Origin of the sequence: Marinobacter sp. F4206 (assembly GCF_019392195.1) — a bacterium.
Taxonomy (GTDB): Bacteria; Pseudomonadota; Gammaproteobacteria; order Pseudomonadales; family Oleiphilaceae; genus Marinobacter.
The window spans coordinates 1,142,097-1,159,629 of sequence record NZ_JAHXKI010000002.1 but is presented as its reverse complement, the minus strand read 5'-3'; the positions used below and the strand labels follow the sequence as shown (position 1 = coordinate 1,159,629).

General features: G+C 61.3%; 16 protein-coding genes. 9 read left to right on the top strand and 7 right to left on the bottom strand.

The window, feature by feature from the left end:
- The first annotated feature begins 133 nt into the window (after positions 1-133).
- From KZO34_RS07715 to KZO34_RS07705, 3 genes are all read left to right on the top strand, one after another.
- Positions 134-1,240 (top strand): porin, encoded by a 1,107-nt coding sequence (locus KZO34_RS07715; RefSeq protein WP_219475329.1) that lies wholly within the window; start codon positions 134-136, stop codon positions 1,238-1,240.
- Positions 1,241-1,442: 202 nt separating this feature from the next.
- On the top strand, positions 1,443-2,612 hold the full coding sequence (gene nosP, locus KZO34_RS07710; protein ID WP_374706518.1) for a nitric oxide-sensing protein NosP: 1,170 nt from the start codon (positions 1,443-1,445) through the stop codon (positions 2,610-2,612).
- On the top strand, positions 2,590-4,869 hold the full coding sequence (locus tag KZO34_RS07705) for a NahK/ErcS family hybrid sensor histidine kinase/response regulator (protein ID WP_219477237.1): 2,280 nt from the start codon (positions 2,590-2,592) through the stop codon (positions 4,867-4,869). The genes nosP and KZO34_RS07705 overlap by 23 nt, the downstream gene beginning before the upstream one ends.
- Before the next feature lie 38 nt (positions 4,870-4,907).
- Here the strand turns inward: KZO34_RS07705 and KZO34_RS07700 are convergent, their stop codons facing one another.
- The gene (locus tag KZO34_RS07700) at positions 4,908-5,585 is read right to left on the bottom strand and encodes a response regulator transcription factor (protein ID WP_257900346.1); all 678 of its coding nucleotides are present in this window, start codon (positions 5,583-5,585) and stop codon (positions 4,908-4,910) included.
- 265 nt (positions 5,586-5,850) lie between these two features.
- On the opposite strand from KZO34_RS07700, the gene KZO34_RS07695 reads away from it, so the two are divergent.
- The 3 genes from KZO34_RS07695 to KZO34_RS07685 are packed head-to-tail and all read left to right on the top strand — an operon-like array spanning position 5,851 to position 8,295.
- The gene (locus KZO34_RS07695; protein ID WP_219475322.1) at positions 5,851-6,843 is read left to right on the top strand and encodes an ABC transporter substrate-binding protein; all 993 of its coding nucleotides are present in this window, start codon (positions 5,851-5,853) and stop codon (positions 6,841-6,843) included.
- Positions 6,844-6,860: 17 nt separating this feature from the next.
- Positions 6,861-7,631, top strand: coding sequence for an ABC transporter permease (locus KZO34_RS07690; RefSeq protein WP_257900224.1), 771 nt, complete (start codon positions 6,861-6,863; stop codon positions 7,629-7,631).
- On the top strand, positions 7,624-8,295 hold the full coding sequence (locus tag KZO34_RS07685) for an ABC transporter ATP-binding protein (protein ID WP_219475320.1): 672 nt from the start codon (positions 7,624-7,626) through the stop codon (positions 8,293-8,295). Before KZO34_RS07690 ends, KZO34_RS07685 begins: the two co-directional genes overlap by 8 nt.
- Positions 8,296-8,434: 139 nt before the next feature.
- Here the strand turns inward: KZO34_RS07685 and KZO34_RS07680 are convergent, their stop codons facing one another.
- Genes KZO34_RS07680 through KZO34_RS07665 form a run of 4 tightly spaced genes read right to left on the bottom strand, consistent with a single transcriptional unit; the run spans position 8,435 to position 12,145 of the window.
- Positions 8,435-9,238: an ABC transporter permease gene (locus tag KZO34_RS07680; protein WP_219475317.1), complete on the bottom strand. Its 804-nt coding sequence runs from the start codon at positions 9,236-9,238 to the stop codon at positions 8,435-8,437.
- On the bottom strand, positions 9,235-9,960 hold the full coding sequence (locus KZO34_RS07675) for an ABC transporter ATP-binding protein (protein ID WP_219475315.1): 726 nt from the start codon (positions 9,958-9,960) through the stop codon (positions 9,235-9,237). Before KZO34_RS07675 ends, KZO34_RS07680 begins: the two co-directional genes overlap by 4 nt.
- Positions 9,957-10,931 carry a YVTN family beta-propeller repeat protein gene (locus tag KZO34_RS07670; protein ID WP_219475313.1) on the bottom strand — a complete coding sequence of 325 codons (975 nt, stop codon included), beginning with the start codon at positions 10,929-10,931 and terminating at the stop codon, positions 9,957-9,959. The genes KZO34_RS07675 and KZO34_RS07670 overlap by 4 nt, the downstream gene beginning before the upstream one ends.
- Before the next feature lie 38 nt (positions 10,932-10,969).
- On the bottom strand, positions 10,970-12,145 hold the full coding sequence (locus tag KZO34_RS07665) for an ABC transporter substrate-binding protein (RefSeq protein ID WP_219475312.1): 1,176 nt from the start codon (positions 12,143-12,145) through the stop codon (positions 10,970-10,972).
- A gap of 262 nt (positions 12,146-12,407) precedes the next feature.
- Here KZO34_RS07665 and pedF point away from each other — a divergent pair, with 262 nt between their 5' ends.
- From pedF to KZO34_RS07650, 3 genes are all read left to right on the top strand, one after another.
- Positions 12,408-12,836 (top strand): cytochrome c-550 PedF, encoded by a 429-nt coding sequence (gene pedF, locus KZO34_RS07660; protein WP_219475311.1) that lies wholly within the window; start codon positions 12,408-12,410, stop codon positions 12,834-12,836.
- Positions 12,837-12,910: 74 nt separating this feature from the next.
- A complete protein-coding gene (locus KZO34_RS07655) occupies positions 12,911-13,876 on the top strand; it encodes a substrate-binding periplasmic protein (RefSeq protein WP_219475309.1) in 966 nt (321 codons plus the stop codon).
- Between the two features lie 203 nt (positions 13,877-14,079).
- Positions 14,080-15,855, top strand: coding sequence for a PQQ-dependent methanol/ethanol family dehydrogenase (locus KZO34_RS07650; RefSeq protein WP_219475307.1), 1,776 nt, complete (start codon positions 14,080-14,082; stop codon positions 15,853-15,855).
- A 61-nt stretch (positions 15,856-15,916) separates the two neighbouring features.
- Here the strand turns inward: KZO34_RS07650 and KZO34_RS07645 are convergent, their stop codons facing one another.
- Together KZO34_RS07645 and KZO34_RS07640 are read right to left on the bottom strand one after the other, a co-directional pair.
- Complete coding sequence (locus KZO34_RS07645) at positions 15,917-16,702, bottom strand: ABC transporter ATP-binding protein (protein ID WP_219475306.1); 786 nt, start codon at positions 16,700-16,702, stop codon at positions 15,917-15,919.
- Complete coding sequence (locus tag KZO34_RS07640) at positions 16,702-17,517, bottom strand: ABC transporter permease (RefSeq protein ID WP_219475300.1); 816 nt, start codon at positions 17,515-17,517, stop codon at positions 16,702-16,704. The genes KZO34_RS07645 and KZO34_RS07640 overlap by 1 nt, the downstream gene beginning before the upstream one ends.
- Between the last annotated feature and the right edge of the window lie 16 nt (positions 17,518-17,533).

The following is a 17,533-nucleotide window of genomic DNA, read 5'->3' as shown; positions in this document are numbered from 1 at the left end:
GAGCAGAAAACCTGCTCCCTTGGCGCATTTCCCCGCACTTGTCCTTCCCCGACCATGGAATTCAGGCGACAGACCACGCCTGGGGCTGCCGGATATCCCGGTACCCCGATTTCCAAAAACAACCGGGGGAAGTATGAACAACAACAATTTCAGAAAGTCAGGCCTGGCGATTGCGATGGCCGCCGCCTTGGGCGCCAGTGCCGGTGCCCATGCAGCGGTTGAAGTCTACAATCAGGACGGCACGTCCTTTTCTGTAGACGGTTACTTCAACGCGTTCTATGTGAACCGCGACGACAAGCTGGCCGACACCCGTAACTCAGACGTCAAAATGGGATTCCTCCCCAACACCATCGGCTTCAACTTCAGTAAGGAAGTAGGCGATCTGACCATGGGTGGACGCTCGTCCTTCTGGTCAACGATCAATGACAGCCTGCAATCGCCCACCGACACCGCGATTGATGTTCGCCAGCTATACGCCACGGTGGACGGCTCCTTTGGCCAGGTGCTGATCGGTAAGGACTTTGGCCTGTACGCGCGGTCCAACATCTTCCTGGATGAAATCCTGATGGGCTTCGGCTCGCCGGGTGCGCCGACTGGGGTTTCCTTCGGCAACATCCGCACCGGCTACCCCTACCCGAACCCGTCTGCTCAGATCACCTACCGGACCCCGGATCTGGGCGGCCTGAACGTGGCGGCCGGTATCTTCGAACCTGCCAACACAACCCCTGGCGCCCAGTCCGAGCAATCCGCGCCCCGGCTCGAGGCCGAAGTCGCTTACAGTGCCGATCTGAGTGGCGTGGCACTGACCGGTTGGGTCAATGGCCGTTCGCAGAAGTCCGAGAATGCCACCACCTCCGTTGACTCAACCGGGCTTGGTTACGGTGTCCGGGCTGCCGTTGCCGGTTTCTCCCTGACCGCTTCCGGCTTCACCTCGGAAGGCGATGTGCCGGTACTGATCACCGATACGGCGGCACCGCTGGCGGAAGAGGATGCCGACGGCTACCTGGTTCAGGGCTCCTATACCCTGGGTGCCAACCGGTTCGTGCTGTCCTATGGCGAAACGGATTCCGACCAGGCTGACTTCGAGACCGAAAACACCTCCTTGGCGGTGTTCCACGATGTGAACAGCAACTTCAAGCTGGTGGCCGAATACAACATGTTCGAGCAAGCCACCAAATCGACCGGCGCAGACGCGGCCGAGATCGATACCCTTGCATTGGGTGCCATCGTTACTTTCTGACCCTGGGCGCCTGACTAAGACTAAAGTGCCGGTTTGCCAGGGATGGAACCGGCCGCGTCACTTGGCATTGATTCGGGAGATTTTAAAATCAATGGCTTACGATCATTTTGGCGCGCCTATTAAAAGCACTGAAGTCGCATTGGCTGCCTGTACGGATGCCGTAGAATCGGAAAGGAATCATTCATTTCCGAAGCCAGCCTTTATGAAGCCAGCAACGACCCAGCCCGCCGTGCGGGTGGCCAGTGCCAGTGTACGGGATCCGATGCTGGCAGCCAGCAACCTCGCCAGCCAGCTCAATCACGATCACCTCGGCTGTGTCCTCTTTTTCTGTTCCGCGGAGTACGATCTTGGTCGCCTGGGTATCGCCCTGGAGCATGAGTTTCGCGGTGTCCGTGTCTGCGGTTGTACCTCGGCCGGGGAAATTACCCCGGAGGGGTATGGCCGGGGCTGCATCACGGCCATCGGTTTCGACCGGCGCTATTTCGCCATCGACTGCGCGCTCATCCGGGAGCTGGACCAGTTCACGCTGCAGGACGCGCAGGGCGTCATCGACGGACTCCTGAACACCTGTCGGGACGCGCGACTGGCCCCGGTGAAGGGCAATACCTTTGCCATCACCCTTCTGGACGGCCTGTCCAGTCGCGAAGAGCTGGTACTGGCTACTCTCAATGCGGCGCTGGGCACCATCCCCCAGTTTGGTGGGTCCGCTGGCGACGATGAACGCCTGGCCAATACCCATGTGTTCTACGATGGGCAGTTCCACACGGGCGCGGCGACCGTCTTGCTGGTCAACACTCCGCTGGATTTCCGCGTGTTCTCCACCCACCACATGGTCGAGCGCAGTCAGAAGCTGGTGGTGACCGATGCCTGCGCCGAGAGCCGTACGGTGTTCGAACTCAACGCCGAGCCCGCCGCCGATGCCTATGCCCGGGCGGTCGGCGTCGAGGTGGACGCCCTGGATCGCAAGATGTTTGCGCTTCGTCCGATGGGCGTAAAGATTGGCGGGCACTACTTCGTCCGATCCATCCAGCGTGTGAACCCCGACAAGAGCCTGACGTTCTACTGTGCCGTTGAGACTGGCATCGTAATGACCGCGATGGAACCGGAATCACTGCTGGACAGCGTTCGCACACAGATCGAGGCGTCCGAGCGGGTGGTGGGACCACCCCTGGTAACCATTGGCTGTGACTGTTTCCTGCGTCGCCTCGAGGCAGAGCTTACCGGAGAGGTAGACGCCGTTTCGGAGTTTCTGCGCCACCACAGGGTGATCGGCTTCAATACCTATGGCGAGCAGTTTGACGGCATGCACATCAACCAGACGTTTACGGGGGTTGTCATTGGCGAACCTGATGTCCATTCCGCACCCCGCTGAGAACAGCCCCGAGACGCTCAAGGAGGACCGCATCGCGGCCCTGGAGGCGGAGAACGAACGCCTGCGGAAAATCCGGGATGCCCTGATCGAGCGGGTAGAGTCCGGCTCGGCCCACAAACCCGAGCCCTACGCTGCGTTTGAGCATTCGGTGGTGCTGGCGGAGCAGGTGCGGGAACGCACCGAGGCCCTGAACCAGGCCATGGAAGAGCTCAAGGGCAGCAACAAGGCGCTGAACCGCGCCCGGGAAGAGGCGGAAACCACCCGTCAACGCCTGAGCGATGCGATTGAGAGCATTGCCGACGGCTTCGTCCTGTTTGACCATCAGCATCGCCTGATCCAAAGCAACAGCCGCTTCCGCAGCTACTGGCGCCACGCCAGCCTGGCACCGCCCGGAGCCGGTACGTCCATCACCGAAGTGAAGACCCAGGCCTTGACCTCGGGCCTGATTCAGGAGGAACACAGCCATCCGGACTCCGAGGGCGTGGTGTTCCTGCTGGCCAACGACCGCTGGGTCCAGATGACCGAGCGGCCAACCCGCGAGGGTGGACTGGTGGTGCTCTATTCCGACATCACCGACGTCAAGAACAGTGAAATGGCGCGCCGGATCAAGGCGCTGGAAGAAAGTGAACGCTGGATCCGCGTGGTGACCGACCATGTACCGGCATTGATCGCCTACGTCGGCGCCGACATGACGGTGCAGTTCTGCAACAAGGTCTACGAGTCCTGGTACGGCCGCAACGGCGAATCGCCGCTCGGCAAACGGCTGGACGAGGTCCATGCCCCCGGTCTTTATCAGCGGCTGCTGCCACAGGTGCACCAGGCGCTGGCCGGGCAAAGCGTTACCTTCGAATTCGAGGAGACCGGAGAGCAGGGCGACATCCGCTACATGCTGCGTTCCTACGTGCCCAATCATGACGCCGACGATGTTATTACCGGCTTCTTCGTGCTGATCCGCGACATTACCGACCGGCGCAAGACCGCTCTGGCGCTGGAACAGGCCTACGATCACCTGGAACGGCGGGTGAAAGAACGCACGGCTGCCCTGACGGGCCTGAACAGCCAGTTACGTCAGGAAATCGACGAGCGTGCGGCGGTGGAGGCCCGGCTGCGGGACGCCAAACTCGAGGCGGAACGGGCCAACCTGTCCAAGACCAAATTCCTGGCCGCGGTCAGCCACGATCTGCTGCAGCCGCTGAACGCCGCCCGGCTGTTCACCAGTGCCCTGCTGGAGCAGTCCTTCGGACCCAAGGCGGAAAGCCTGGTGCGCTCGGTCAGTACCTCCCTTGATGACGTCGAAAACCTGCTGGGTACCCTGGTGGATATTTCCAAGCTGGACGCCGGCGTGATCAAGCCCGATGTCACCGCCTTCGATCTTCGGGACCTGCTCAACAACATTGCCCGGGAGTTCCGCCAGATGGCGGTGGCCGAGGGCCTGGAGCTGGACTTCGTGCCGTCATCGGTGGTGGTAGAGTCGGATTCTCAGTTGCTGGCGCGCATTCTTCGCAATTTTCTGACCAACGCCATCCGGTACACCGGTTCCGGGCGTATCCTGCTGGGCTGCCGCCGTCGAAGTGATCATGTGCTGTTGCAGGTCTGGGATACCGGCCCCGGGATCCCAGAAGACAAGCTCACCGAGATTTTCCAGGAGTTCAAACGAATCCGCCCATCCGGGTCCCAGCCAGACAAGGGTCTGGGCCTGGGCCTGGCGATTGTCGATAAAATTTCCCGGATGCTGGGGCATGAGGTTCGGGTCTCCTCTGCCGAGGGTCGGGGATCTGTGTTCAGTGTCCGGGTGCCCCTTGGCAGGCTCCAGCCCCGGCGACCGTCCGGTGATGATGGCCGGGTCGCCATGCTGGATTCGGGGCTGGGCGGCGCCCGTATCTGGGTGATCGACAACGACCATGCCATCTGCCGCGGCATGCAGACGCTGCTGGAGGGTTGGGACTGTCAGGTCATTACCGCGGTTTCGCTGGCGGATCTCGAACGCCAGCTGGATCCGGCCAGCAGCCCGGTGGACCTGATCCTCGCGGATTACCATCTGGATAACGAGGAAACGGGCGTGGATGTGGTGGCGACTATCAATGGTCGCCGGTCCTGTCCGGCACCGGTGATCATGATCACCGCCAATTACACCAACGAGCTGAAACACCACATCCGGGGGCTCGGCCACCTGCTGATGAACAAGCCGGTGAAGCCACTCAAGCTTCGCAGTACCCTGAATCACCTGATCGGCGGTTCGGGTCCTGCCCAGGCATAAAAAAACCGGGCTGACCCGGTGTTTCTTGCTCCCGCCGACTAGCGCTTCAGATACTGGCTGAAATCCACATCACTGGCCGAGAGGATGGCCTGCACACGGTTGTGCACACCCAGCTTTCGCAGAATTGCCGAAACGTGGGCCTTGACCGTGGTCTCCGCGATGTTGAGGTTATAGGCGATCTGCTTGTTGGATTCGCCCTTCGACATCCGTTCCAGCACCAGCAGTTGCCGCCGGGTCAGGGAGTTCAGAAGTTCCGGCGAGATCGGGTTGCCGTCATTGCGGTTCCTGCGATGACTGCTTTCCTTGCCGGTTCGGATGATGTCCGAAGGCAGGTACACGTTACCGTTGAGAATCTGCTGGATGGCCTCGGTCATCTGTGCCCGGGGCGACGACTTGGTGATAAAGCCGACGGCGCCGTAAGTGATGGCCTGCAACACCACCTGTTTGTCTTCCTCGGCGGAGACGATCACCACGGGAATGGTGGGGGCTTCGTTGCGCAGGGTGATCAGACCGTTCAGGCCGTGCATGCCCGGCATGTTCAGATCCAGCAGAATCAGGTCCAGGTCATCGTTCGCCCGGGTGATTTCCAGGGCGCTGTCCAGATCGTCGGTCTCGACAATCTCACTGCCCTCAAAGCCGGAAGCAATGACACTGCTGATGGCTTCGCGAAACAGCGGGTGGTCGTCGGCAATCAGGATCTTGTACGCCGGCTCCATGACTACATCTACCTGTTTGTTGTCGTTATCGAGGTGCGTTTCCGACTCATGATAGCGGGTTTCGGATGAGAGTGCGGCATCGGGCTCGTTCAGCATGGCGGCCTCCAGTGCAGAAGGGGTGGCGTGGTCTCGCCAGACCTCTGGTTATTTTTATGATGGTTTCATTACACGCGATACCGGCCGCCGGGTGAATGCGACCATCGCACCAAAAAACAGGCACCAAAGTACTATTCTTGCCCGGCGGCGGGGTTCGTATGGTGGAGAAATGAACCGATACCTACAAAAACGCGGATTTCGCCGGCATGTGATTTGCGCCGCACTTGTCCTGTTCCAGCTCTGGCTGCCGACGGTCGATGCCGACCAGGGCGCACCCCTGCCAACGCTGTCCGTGAGTGTGCTGCAGTTTGGCACCGCGCACTGGGAGCTGAGCCACATCGTCGACCGGCAGCTGGATCGCCGGCATGACTACACCCTGGCAATCAGGCCCGTGGCGAACCTGCCGGCATCCCACCTGGCCGTGACCAGCGGCACGGTCAACGGTGCGGTGGCTGACCTGCTCTGGGCTCAGTCACGGTATCAGGCCGGCAGTGCCTTCCTGTATGTACCTTTCTCCTCCAGCATCGGCGACATTGTCGTGGCTGAGCAGTCACCAGTCACATCAGTCAGTGACCTTGAAGGGTTACGGGTGGGTGTGGCCGGTGGCCCGGACAGCAAGGGCTGGATCCTGTTGCAGAAGGTGGCCGAACGGCAGGGTCTGGATCTGAGTGATGCCACCGAGGTGCAGTACGCGGCGCCCCCTTTGCTCAGCCAGGCCCTGAGGCGAGGGCAGGTGGATGCCATCGTCACCTACTGGCATTTTGCCGCCCGTCTGAAGGGCGAGGGCGGTTGGCGTTCGGCCTTCGGCATGGAGGATCTGCTCACGGCCATGGAACTGGACAGCGATCTGCCCGTGCTCGGATACGTTTTTCCGGAGCCTTGGGCCAGCGAGAATACTGAGCTGATTAACGGCTTTGCCCGTTCCGTTGCTGAGGCGAAAGCCGAACTCACAGAACAACCCGACTATTGGCGCCGCATGCGGCCATTGATGCGCACGGCCGATCCGGGGGTGTTTGAAGCACTGCGGACCGGTTTCATCGCCGGGACGCCCGAACCCCTGACCGATCAACGGGTCGCCGATCTGAGAAAGCTGCTGGTGTTGACCGGTGCGGAATCGAAGACGTTGATGCCGGAGACCCTGTTCCACCGGGGTGGACCGTGAGCGCCGGGACTGGGTCCTTGCGCCGAAGCCGGCCTCCGCTCTGGAGCTACTGGGTCGTGCTGCCGTCGGTCCTGGTGTTGTGGGCTGCGGCCGCCGGGCTGATCCAGTCGCCGCTGCTGCCAGCCCCGGCCGAGGTGCTGGATACGCTCGTCCGCGAAGCCGGGTCCGGAGCCTTGTGGCAGCATCTGGGTGCCACCCTGCGGCGGGTGCTCGTCGCGTTTGTGCTGGCCACGTTCCTGGGAACTTTGATCGGGATTGCCATGGGCCGTTCGCCCCTGACCAACGCCCTGTTTGATCCCCTGCTGGTTATGCTGCTGAACCTGCCGGCCCTGGTCACTATCATCCTCATGTACGTCTGGTTCGGGCTGGTGGAAGTGGCCGCGGTAGTGGCCGTGGTGATCAATAAGGTCCCCAACGTTGCCGTCACCGTCCGTGAAGGTGCCCGCAGCCTCGATTTCAGGCTGGAGGAAATGGCTACCGTCTACCGGTTATCCCGCTGGCAGAGGTTCCGAGAAGTTTGGGTGCCCCAGCTTTTTCCTTACCTGATGGCCGCCACCCGCGGCGGCCTGGCGCTGATCTGGAAAATTGTCCTGGTGGTCGAGTTGCTGGGCCGCTCGAGCGGCATCGGTTTCCAGCTGCACATGGCGTTTCAGGTTTTCGACGTGGCCGCCATCCTGGCCTACAGTCTGGCGTTCATCGCCGTGGTCCAATTGATCGAACTGGTCATTCTGCAGCCGTTGGAACGGCGCTCCAGCCGCTGGCGCCAGCCGGAGGCCGCCCATGCTTGAACTCAGAATTGCAGGTCGCGAATACGGCCAGCCGGTGCTTGGGGAGATCTTCGCCGATGTGGAGCGGGGGGATCGGATCTGCCTGCTGGGCCCGTCCGGTATTGGCAAGACGACCCTGTTGAACGTCATTGCCGGACTGGATAAATCCGTGCCGAATGAAGCCGTCATCGGTCGCGACTCCCTGCGGGTTGGTTACCTGTTTCAGGAACACCGCCTGCTACCCTGGCGAACCCTGAACGCGAACCTCCAGCTGGCGGGCGCCAGCAGCCAGAAGGCCGATGCTCTGCTGGAACAGGTCGGCCTGGCGGGGTACGGGCAGTACCTGCCCGACCAACTGTCCCTGGGCATGGCGAGGCGAGCCGCCCTGGCACGTTGTCTGGCGGTCGAACCCGATCTGCTGTTGCTGGACGAGCCGTTTGCATCACTGGACCCGGTGATGGCGGGCGAACTGAAAAACCTGATTGCCGGAATTCTCGATGCCCGGCCCGGCATGGCGATGATCTGCGTCACCCACGATGGTACCGATGCGGAAATCCTGGCCAACCGGCTGTGGTACCTCGACGGCTCGCCGGCGCGATTGCAGTGGGACGACGTAGTGAGCGAGCCGGGTTTGGTCGATGACATACTTTGCCAGCTGAGAAAGCCTGAGCCCTTGGACTCCTGACCTGACTCCGTGCCAGGCAATTGGTGGATACGGCTTTCCAAAACCCGCTCCTTGCGGCACACCCCTGTGGCGCTTGAGCTCCGCTATCCATGGCTCCGCACAGTTTTGGAAAGCCGTATCCACCAATCGCCACCAGACTCTATGCGGGTTTTCCTCCAAGAATCCTGGTCCGCTGAGGCCGGAATCCGGCCGTTGCCATCAGGGCCAGCACCACGGTAATGGCGGCTGTTATGCCGTAGGCCATCGGGTTCCACTCCAGATACAGCGAAAATCGGATCGCTTCCACCGCATGGGTAAACGGGTTGAGCTGACAGATCCAGTAGAGCCATGGGCTGGCCTCGTTCATCCGCCACAGCGGATACAGGGCCGAGGACAGGAAAAACATCGGGAAGATGACAAAGTTCATGACACCGGCAAAGTTCTCCAGTTGCTTGATCCAGGTGGCGATGAGAAGACCGAGGGCACCGAGCATCAGGCTGGTCAGCACCAGTGCGGGCAGGATCGCCAGATAGCCCCACAGGGGAGGCTCTACATCCACCAGCAGGGCCAGCAGCAGGAAAACGTACACCTGCCCCACCGACACCACGCCCATGGCGAGCAGCTTGGTCACCAGCAGGAACGGCCGGGGCAGGGGGCTCATCAGCAGTACCCGCATGCTGCCCAACTCCCGGTCGTACACCATTGAGAGCGCGCCCTGCATGCTGTTGAACAGAATGATCATGCCGCACAGCCCGGGGGCGATGTAGGTCTCGTAGGTGATGTAGGTGTCATAGGGCGGAATGATGGAAATGCCCAGTACCGCCCGGAAACCGGCGGCAAACACCACCAGCCACAACAGCGGGCGCACCAGGGCGCTGGCAAAGCGGGTTCGCTGTTGCCAGAACCGCAGCCATTCCCGGGTCTGGATGCCAACAAAACAATGCCAGTACTGGGCCGGGCTCATGGTGCCGCTCCCGTCAGTGATTCGAAAGTTTCGGCCAGGTCCCGGGCCCCCTCGGCCTCGCAGATCGAGCGGCCCGAACCATCGGCCAGCAACTGGCCCTGATGCAGGATCAACACGTGGTCCTCCGGTCGTACCTCCTCGATCAGGTGGGTTGCCCAGAGCACGGTCAGGCCCTCGTCCGCACAGAGTGTGCGGACATGGTCGTTGAGTGCCCGGCGGCTGGCCACGTCCAGGCCAACGGTGGGCTCGTCCAGTAAGAGCAGCGACGGCTGGTGGAGCAGGGCGCGGGCAATTTCCACCCGGCGCCGGTGGCCACCATTGAGTTTGCGTACCGGATCATCTGCCCGGTCCAGCAATCCGAAACGTTCCAGCTCGCGGTCGCCCCGGCCACGGGTCTGCTGTCGGGACAAGCCGTGCAGCGCACCGTGGTACATGAGGTTTTGCCTGACCGTCAGGTCCAGATCCAGGGCATTCTGCTGGAACACCACGCCGATCCGGCGCATCGCTTCCGAGGGCTGGCGTTTCAGGGATTCCCCGGCCATCAGGACATCGCCGTGCTGCAGGGCCAGCAGCCGTGTCAGCAGGCCAAACAGAGTCGACTTGCCCGCGCCATTGGGTCCCAGCAAGGCGTGAAAGTGACCCGGGGTCAGGGCAAAACTGACCTCCTTGAGCACCGGTTTGTCGCCGTAGCGGAAGCTGAGGTTGCGGGCTTCTATGGTCATGTTGTCGGGTCGATAACCACACCCCAGGGGTAGCGGCCTACCTTGATGGATTTGATGACTTTCAGTTGGTCCACGTCGATGACCGAGACATCGCCGGAGACCCCATTAGTGGTATAGAGGTGTTTTTCGTCTTTATCCAGATCCAGTTGCCAGACCCGGGCGCCAACCAGCAGGTAATCCAGCACCTCGTAGGTTTGGGCATCCACCACCGCCACATGGTTGGATGGGCCCAGCGCCACGAAGGCGTACTTGCCGTCGGAGGTCAGCTCGATCCCCACGGGCTGCACCCGGTCCTGGTTGACACCGGGCACCTTGAACGTCATCTCGTGGATCTGCTCAAGCGTGTCGACATCGATGATGTGAACGGTGCCGCCGATTTCGGCGGAGGCCCAGGCGATCTTGCTGTCCCGGCTGAATTCCACGTGCCGCGGGCGTTGACCCACCACGATGTTCTTCTCGATCTTGAAGGTGTCGGTATTGATCCAGTGCAGCATGCTGGTGGTCTCGCTGGTGTTGACCGCCCATTTGCCATCCGGGCTGACCGCCATGCCCTCGGGTTCGATCCCGACATCAATCTGCGCCAGCACGTCTTTGTTGGTGACATCCACCACGGTCACGATGGCATCGTCCTCGTTGGAGATATACAGATGCCGGTCATTCGGGTGCAGGGAGAACTGCTCGGGATCCTCGCCGGAGGGCAGGGTATCGATGATCTTGCGGGTGGCCAGATCCATTACCTGCACGGTGTCGTCGTCGCTGGCGCAGATGTACAGCTTGGTGTAGTCCCTGGACAGCAGGATGCCCCGCGGGCGCTGGCCGACGTCAATGGTCTCGACCACGGCCTGGGTATCGGTATCGATGATCGAGATGGTGTTGTCTTTCTCGTTGGACACGTAGGCCAGACTGGCCAGTGCGGGAGGCGAGAGAGCGATCATGGCGGTGAGCGCGGTCTGTTTGAGCAGGGCTTTCATGGTGAGACTCCTTTTTTACGCGGATGCCGCCAACGCGGTCAGTCATTGATTCGACACTTGCTCTCCGGCCGGTCGAAGCCGAGGGTGTCCATGTCGGTGTTCGGATGCAGGAAGCCCTCAAAGGGCGCTCGCGCCACCAGACCTCTTGGATGGGTGAGCGGAATGGGTTGCCTCAGCTGACCATTCCAGTCCCGGAAGGTGAGCTTTCGGCCCTTGAACGCAGCCAGCTGGAAATCGTCACTGAAAAGGAACGTCCGTATGTCCATGGGGTTGGCGGAGTTGAGGTCGGTGACGGCCGTGCCGATGGCGCGGATGGCTGCCCAGGCGGCATAGTCCTCGCCGTTCATGTCACGGCCGGCGAGTTCACGGAAGCGGTTCTGCAGTTGCGCCGCACCCCAGCTTTCCACCACCCGGTGCCAGGTAACCGGGGACATGCCCTGGGTACCCACCACCGGTCGTGGCAGCCAGGTATTGAACGGCACGTACTCGCCAAAATCCCCGCGCACATCGGCGACCACCACGGCGTCGTAATCACCGGCCTGGGTAAACAGGGGTAATTCTTTGGAGGCAGTGCGGCGCAGGTCGGCATCAAAGGTCCAGGGTTTGTCCGCGACAATCTCCAGCCCGAAGCGCCTGGCGGAGCGACGGAAGGCGTCGGCCCAGCCCTTGTCAGCCTTGGTGGGCCCGGTAATCAGGAAAACCTCGTCCCAGCGCCGCTGGTTGAGCCACTGACCGAGGGCATCGGTGAGCATCGAGTAGCTGGGCATGGTGTGCATCAGGTTGACAGGGCACTGCCCGGTGCGCAGGGCATCGTCACTGGCCCCGGCGTTGAAGATCAGGGTGTCCTCGCCGGCCTTTGCCGTCATGGTCTTGAGTGTTCCGGCCGGAGCGTTCACGACAAACAGCCGAATGCCGTTCTGGCGCATGGCGTCAAAGGCGGCGATGGCGGCCTCTCCTGACTCCGCCACTTCCCTCTGAAGGGAATAGGTCTGGCCCAGGAATTTGCCGGTGGTGCTGTTATCGTCGATCGCCAGCTCGGCGCCGCGCAGGCCCGCGTCGTGCGGCTCGGGAATCACGTTGGACAGCACCGGTCCCTGGTCCGGACGCCATTGGATATAGCCGATGGCAACGTCCACCGAGGGTGCCGCTGGTGATGCAGTGGACAAGGTGGCGACGACCGCCATGGCGAACAGACGCAAGCATCTGCGGTACATGGGTGCTCCTGATTTTTGTTGTCTTTCCCCCGAGCTTAGAGAAGGCGGGCAGGGGCGGAAATATTCAGAAAGTCGCAATCCGGCAGTACTAAAGGAGGAGAAAGGCTCATTCAGACCTCCCGTCTACTACCAAGGAACTAGGCCGAATCCTCCAAAGTGGCATTCGGATTGGCGTTCGGGGTTCCTAGACTGAGAGTCAGAAAGCTGGTCACTGATAAATCCAACAGCCAGCGCACGGGGAATCACAACCGAGGTGGCAACAATGACAACATCCTTTTCACTCAAAACCCTGTTCTCGGCCGCACTGTTTGGTGCCGCCGGCCTGGTCCTCGCCCATGGAAATGTCACACCGCAGGAGGTTGATACCGGCAACCTACCGACGTTGGGTGAAGAGGTTCTGGCCCAGAACCCGTTCCGTGAGGGTAACGAGCACGGTGACAAAAATGCCCAGGCCGTGGAGGTTGGTGAAAGCGCCTACGCCGGCAACTGCGCCGGCTGTCACGGCATTCGCGCGATGTCCGGCGGGCTGACCCCGGATCTGCGGGAGCTGACTGAATGGGACGACGAGTACTACATTACCCGGGTACGGAACGGAACCGACCGCGGTATGCCGTCCTGGAAAAAGACGCTGGACCAGAACGCCATGTGGGCCATCAAGACCTATGTGGAGTCCCTGCCCAAGCCTGAATGAATGGCCGGCGCGGTAAATTGAAGGTCTGATCCCGGGCCGGCCCAGCGCCGGCCTGACGTCGTTGGGGAGAAACCATGAAAACACTGTCTCTGGTACTTGCTCTGCTGCTGTTCGTTCCGCTGGCCTGGGGCCAGGAGGTTGACGATGGCGACCCGCTGCTGAACCGTCCGGCCGACCGGACCTACGACATCATTGTCGACTCCGGCTATCTCAAGGTCGGGGTGTACGAGAACTTCCCTCCCTATTCCTTCGAGGTGAACGGCGAGCCCCGGGGCATCGATGTCGAAATCGGAAAACGCATTGCCCGGGAACTGGGCGTGGAATTCAAGGTGCACTGGATCGTGCCCGACGAAAACCTCGGTGATGACCTCCGGAACAACGTCTGGAAAGGCCACTATCTGGCCAAGCGCCGGCTGGCGGATGTGATGATGCGCGTGCCTTACGACAAGGAATACGCCTACATGCAGGACTCCACCGGTGAGTACATCAACGAACAGGTGGTGCTGTTCGGACCTTATCAGCAGGAGACCTGGCAGGTCGCCTTCAACCCGGAACAGCTGGGCTCGGTGGAAACGGTCGCGGTCTTCCAGTACCACCCCGTCGGGGTCGAGATCGACACTCTGCCGGATTTTTATCTGACCTCCGGGCTACAGGGTCGCATGCGGGAGCAGGTACGCCATTATCCCAATGTGAAGGCGGCCTTCGAAGCCATGCGGGCGGGGGAGGTCAGTGCGGTCATGGGCATGCGGGCGGAGATCGACCATGAACTGGCCCGGCCGGAGAATGGCGCGTTCAGACTGGCGAGCAACGGCTTTCCCGGTATCGGCAAGCAGGTGTGGGATGTGGGCATGGCCATCAAACACACCCATCGTCAGCTGGGTTACGCCCTGGAGGAAATCATCGGCAACCTGGTGAAGGGTGGAGAGCTCGATGCGGTGTTCGCCAAGCTCGATTTGCAGTACAGCGTGCCCCAGTACTACCGGGAGTTTCTCAGTGAAGAGGCCATCGCCCGGGCTGAGGGCGAACTTCAAAGCCCGTAGTAGTCGCCAGGAGCGATATCTTGAATCGAAGCCCGCGCCCTATCGCGGGCTTTCTTTTGGGAAGTAGTACTACCAAGTGATGAGAAAACCTGTGCCGGTGAGTAATTGTTGGTTTTTCCATCAAAGCGAAGAATCAGTGCAGAGGCGGGAAACTTTCCCGGTTCACCGAAAAACCGATAACAAGAGAATTGGAGAGCGCAACCATGAGATCGAACAAGTTCGGGATTCGCATTGCCGCCAGCGCACTGGCACTGGCGGTGTCCTACGGGGCCCAGGCGGTCACTGACGAAGACATCATGAACGATGCCAATACCCCTGAAGATATTGTCAGCTACGGCATGGGCACCCAGGGCCAGCGGTTCAGCACGCTGGACAACCTGAATGCCAGCAACATCCAGTACCTGCAGCCGGTGTGGGCCTTCTCGTTCGGCAGTGAGAAGATGCGTGGCCAAGAATCCCAGCCCATGATCAAGGATGGGGTGATGTATGTGACCGCCTCCTACTCCCGCGTATACGCGATCGATGCCATGACCGGTGAGGAAATCTGGCAATACGACGCCCGTCTGCCCGACGGCATCATGCCGTGCTGTGACGTGGTCAATCGGGGGGTCGCTTTGTACGACGATAAGGTGATTTTCGGTACCCTGGACGCCAAGCTGGTCGCCCTGAACAAGGACACTGGCAAGCCGATGTGGATCAAGAAGGTCGCGGATTACCAGGCCGGCTACGCCATTACCGCCGCACCGCTGGTGGTGAAGGGCAAGCTGATCACTGGCGTCTCCGGTGGTGAGTTCGGTATTGTCGGCAAGGTAGAAGCCTACGACCCCAACACCGGCGAGAAGCTCTGGACCCGTCCGACCGTGGAAGGTCACATGGGCTACGTCTACAAAGACGGCAAGGCCATCGAGAACGGCATTTCCGGTGGCAAGGCCGGTGTCACCTGGCCGGGTGACATGTGGAAGAATGGCGGCGCGGCCACCTGGCTGGGTGGCACCTACGATCCGGATACCGATTCCCTGTTCTTTGGCACCGGTAACCCGGCACCCTGGAACTCGCACCTGCGTCCCGGGGACAACCTGTTTTCATCCTCCCGCCTGGCCATTGATCCGGACGATGGCAGCATCAAGTGGCATTTCCAGACCACGCCCCACGATGGCTGGGACTACGATGGTGTCAATGAGCTGATTTCGTTCGATTACGAGGAAAACGGCAAGACCGTCAAGGCGGCCGCCACGGCCGACCGTAACGGCTTCATGTACGTGCTGAATCGAGAGAACGGCGACTTCATCCGCGGCTTTCCGTTTGTCGACAAGATCACTTGGGCCAAGGGGCTGGATCCCGAGACCGGTCGCCCGATTTTCACGGAAGGCGGCCGTCCGGGTGATCCCAATGCCACCGAAGGCACCAAGGGCAACCCGGTTGTAGCTCAGCCCGCGTTCCTGGGCGGCAAGAACTGGATGCCCATGGCCTATAGCCAGAACACCGGCCTGTTCTATGTGCCTTCCAACGAGTGGTCCATGGACATCTGGAACGAGCCGGTCTCCTACAAGAAAGGTGCCGCCTTCCTGGGTGCGGGCTTCACCATCAAGCCGGCCAACGACGATTACATCGGCGTGTTGCGGGCGATGGATCCGAAAACCGGAGAGGAAGTGTGGCGTCATGAGAACACTGCGCCTCTGTGGGGTGGTGTGATGACGACTGCGGGTGATCTGGTGTTCACCGGGACGCCCGAAGGCTACCTGAAGGCGTTCGACGCCAAGACCGGCGAGGAGTTGTACAAGTTCAACACCGGCTCCGGCGTGGTGGGCACGCCGATTACCTGGGAGATGGACGGTGAACAGTACGTCTCCGTGGCCTCCGGCTGGGGTGGTGCGGTTCCACTCTGGGGTGGCGAAGTGGCCAAGGTGGTGAAGGAGTTCAACCAGGGCGGTATGGTCTGGACCTTCAAGCTGCCGAAGGATCGTGTTGCCAGCAACTGATCCTGCCGGTCAACAAAAAAGGTCGCCTCCGGGCGACCTTTTTTGTTCCTGGCCGCTGCGCTCAGGCCGCCTGGTGCCTCGCGGTTTCGGCCACTGACTGGTTGATGTCGTCCAGTAGCTTGCGGTCGGTCTGTCCGATGGGCAGGTCGTAGGTAATGGTGGCCCCGAAGGCCTGGGGGTCGTGGGGATCGTTGCGGACCTTGTCGAAGACCAGTAGCCGGGTACCCAGGTAGAAACCTTCCTGCAGGTCGTGCGTTACCATGAAGATGGTGGTTCCGGTTTCCTGCCAGAGTTTCAGCAGCAGGTCGTGCATGTCGCCCCGAATGCCGGGATCAAGGGCACCGAAAGGTTCGTCCAGCAACAGCACCCGGGGGCGCATGATCAGGGACTGGGCAATGGCGAGGCGCTGCTGCATGCCGCCGGACAGCTCATGGGGCCATTTGTGGGCGGACGGACTCAGGCCCACTGACGCCAGCATGGCGTCCACGCGCTCCAGTGCTTCCCGGCGCGCGGCGCCGAACAGCTTGCCGAGCCAGGGTTTCTGTTCCAATTCCAGGCCCATCAGCACATTCTGCCGCACCGTAAGATGCGGGAATACGGAATATCGCTGGAACACAATGCCCCGGTTGCGGTCCGGTTCGGCCGGAAACGCCTCACCTTCCAGCAACAGCTCACCACGGCTGGCGGTTTCCTGGCCCAGCAGCATCTTCAAAAAGGTGGATTTACCACAGCCGGAGGCGCCCACCAGCGTACAGAACTCGCCCTGTTTGACGTTCAGGTTCAGGTTCTCCAGGACCACCTGGTCGCCGTATTCTTTCCACAGTTTGTTGACGGTAATGAAACTCATCAGTGGCCTCCTGCGTTGTACCACGGGAACAGCCTGCGGTTGGCAAGGCGCAGGCACTGGTCGATGACGATGGCGAGGATAGTGATCCAGATCACGTAGGGCAGAATCACGTCCATCGCCAGATAGCGGCGGACCAGAAAGATCCGGTATCCGAGTCCCTCGGTGGACGCAATGGCCTCGGCCGCTATCAGGAACAGCCAGGCGGGTCCCAGACTCAGGCGCACGGCGTCAATCAACCGTGGCAGGACCTGGGGCAGTGCCATGCGGGTGATGACCTGCCAGGAGTTGGCGCCAAGGGTCTGGATTTTGATCAGCTGTTCGCCGGGCAATTCCCGCACCCTCTGGGCGACATCGCGCATCATGATCGGGGCAGTACCGATGACGATCAGCATCACCTTGGACAACTCGCCCAGGCCGAAGACGATGAACAGGATGGGCAGAATGGCCAGCGGCGGCACCATGGACAAAGCCGAGACCAGGGGCGCCAGATTGGCCCGCACCAGCGGAAGAACGCCGTTCAAGAGGCCGACAGCGAGCGCGAGCAGGGCGGCAATACCAACGCCCATGCCCAGCCGGGCGAGGCTGGCGGTGGTGTCCTGCCACATCAGGAAGTCGCCGCTGCGCCGGTCCTCCTGGAACGCCATGCGGTCGACCGCTGAGGTCATCTGTTCGAGGCCGGGCAGCAGTTTGTCATTCGGGTTTTCCGCGAGGCGCTCCTGGGAGGCGAGGCTGTAGATCAGCATGATGAGCAGGAAAGGTAATAGCCCCAGCAGGGTGGCGGAGACCCGCCCGGGGTGGCGGTTGATCAGTCGCATAAGGCTTCTCCTCTGG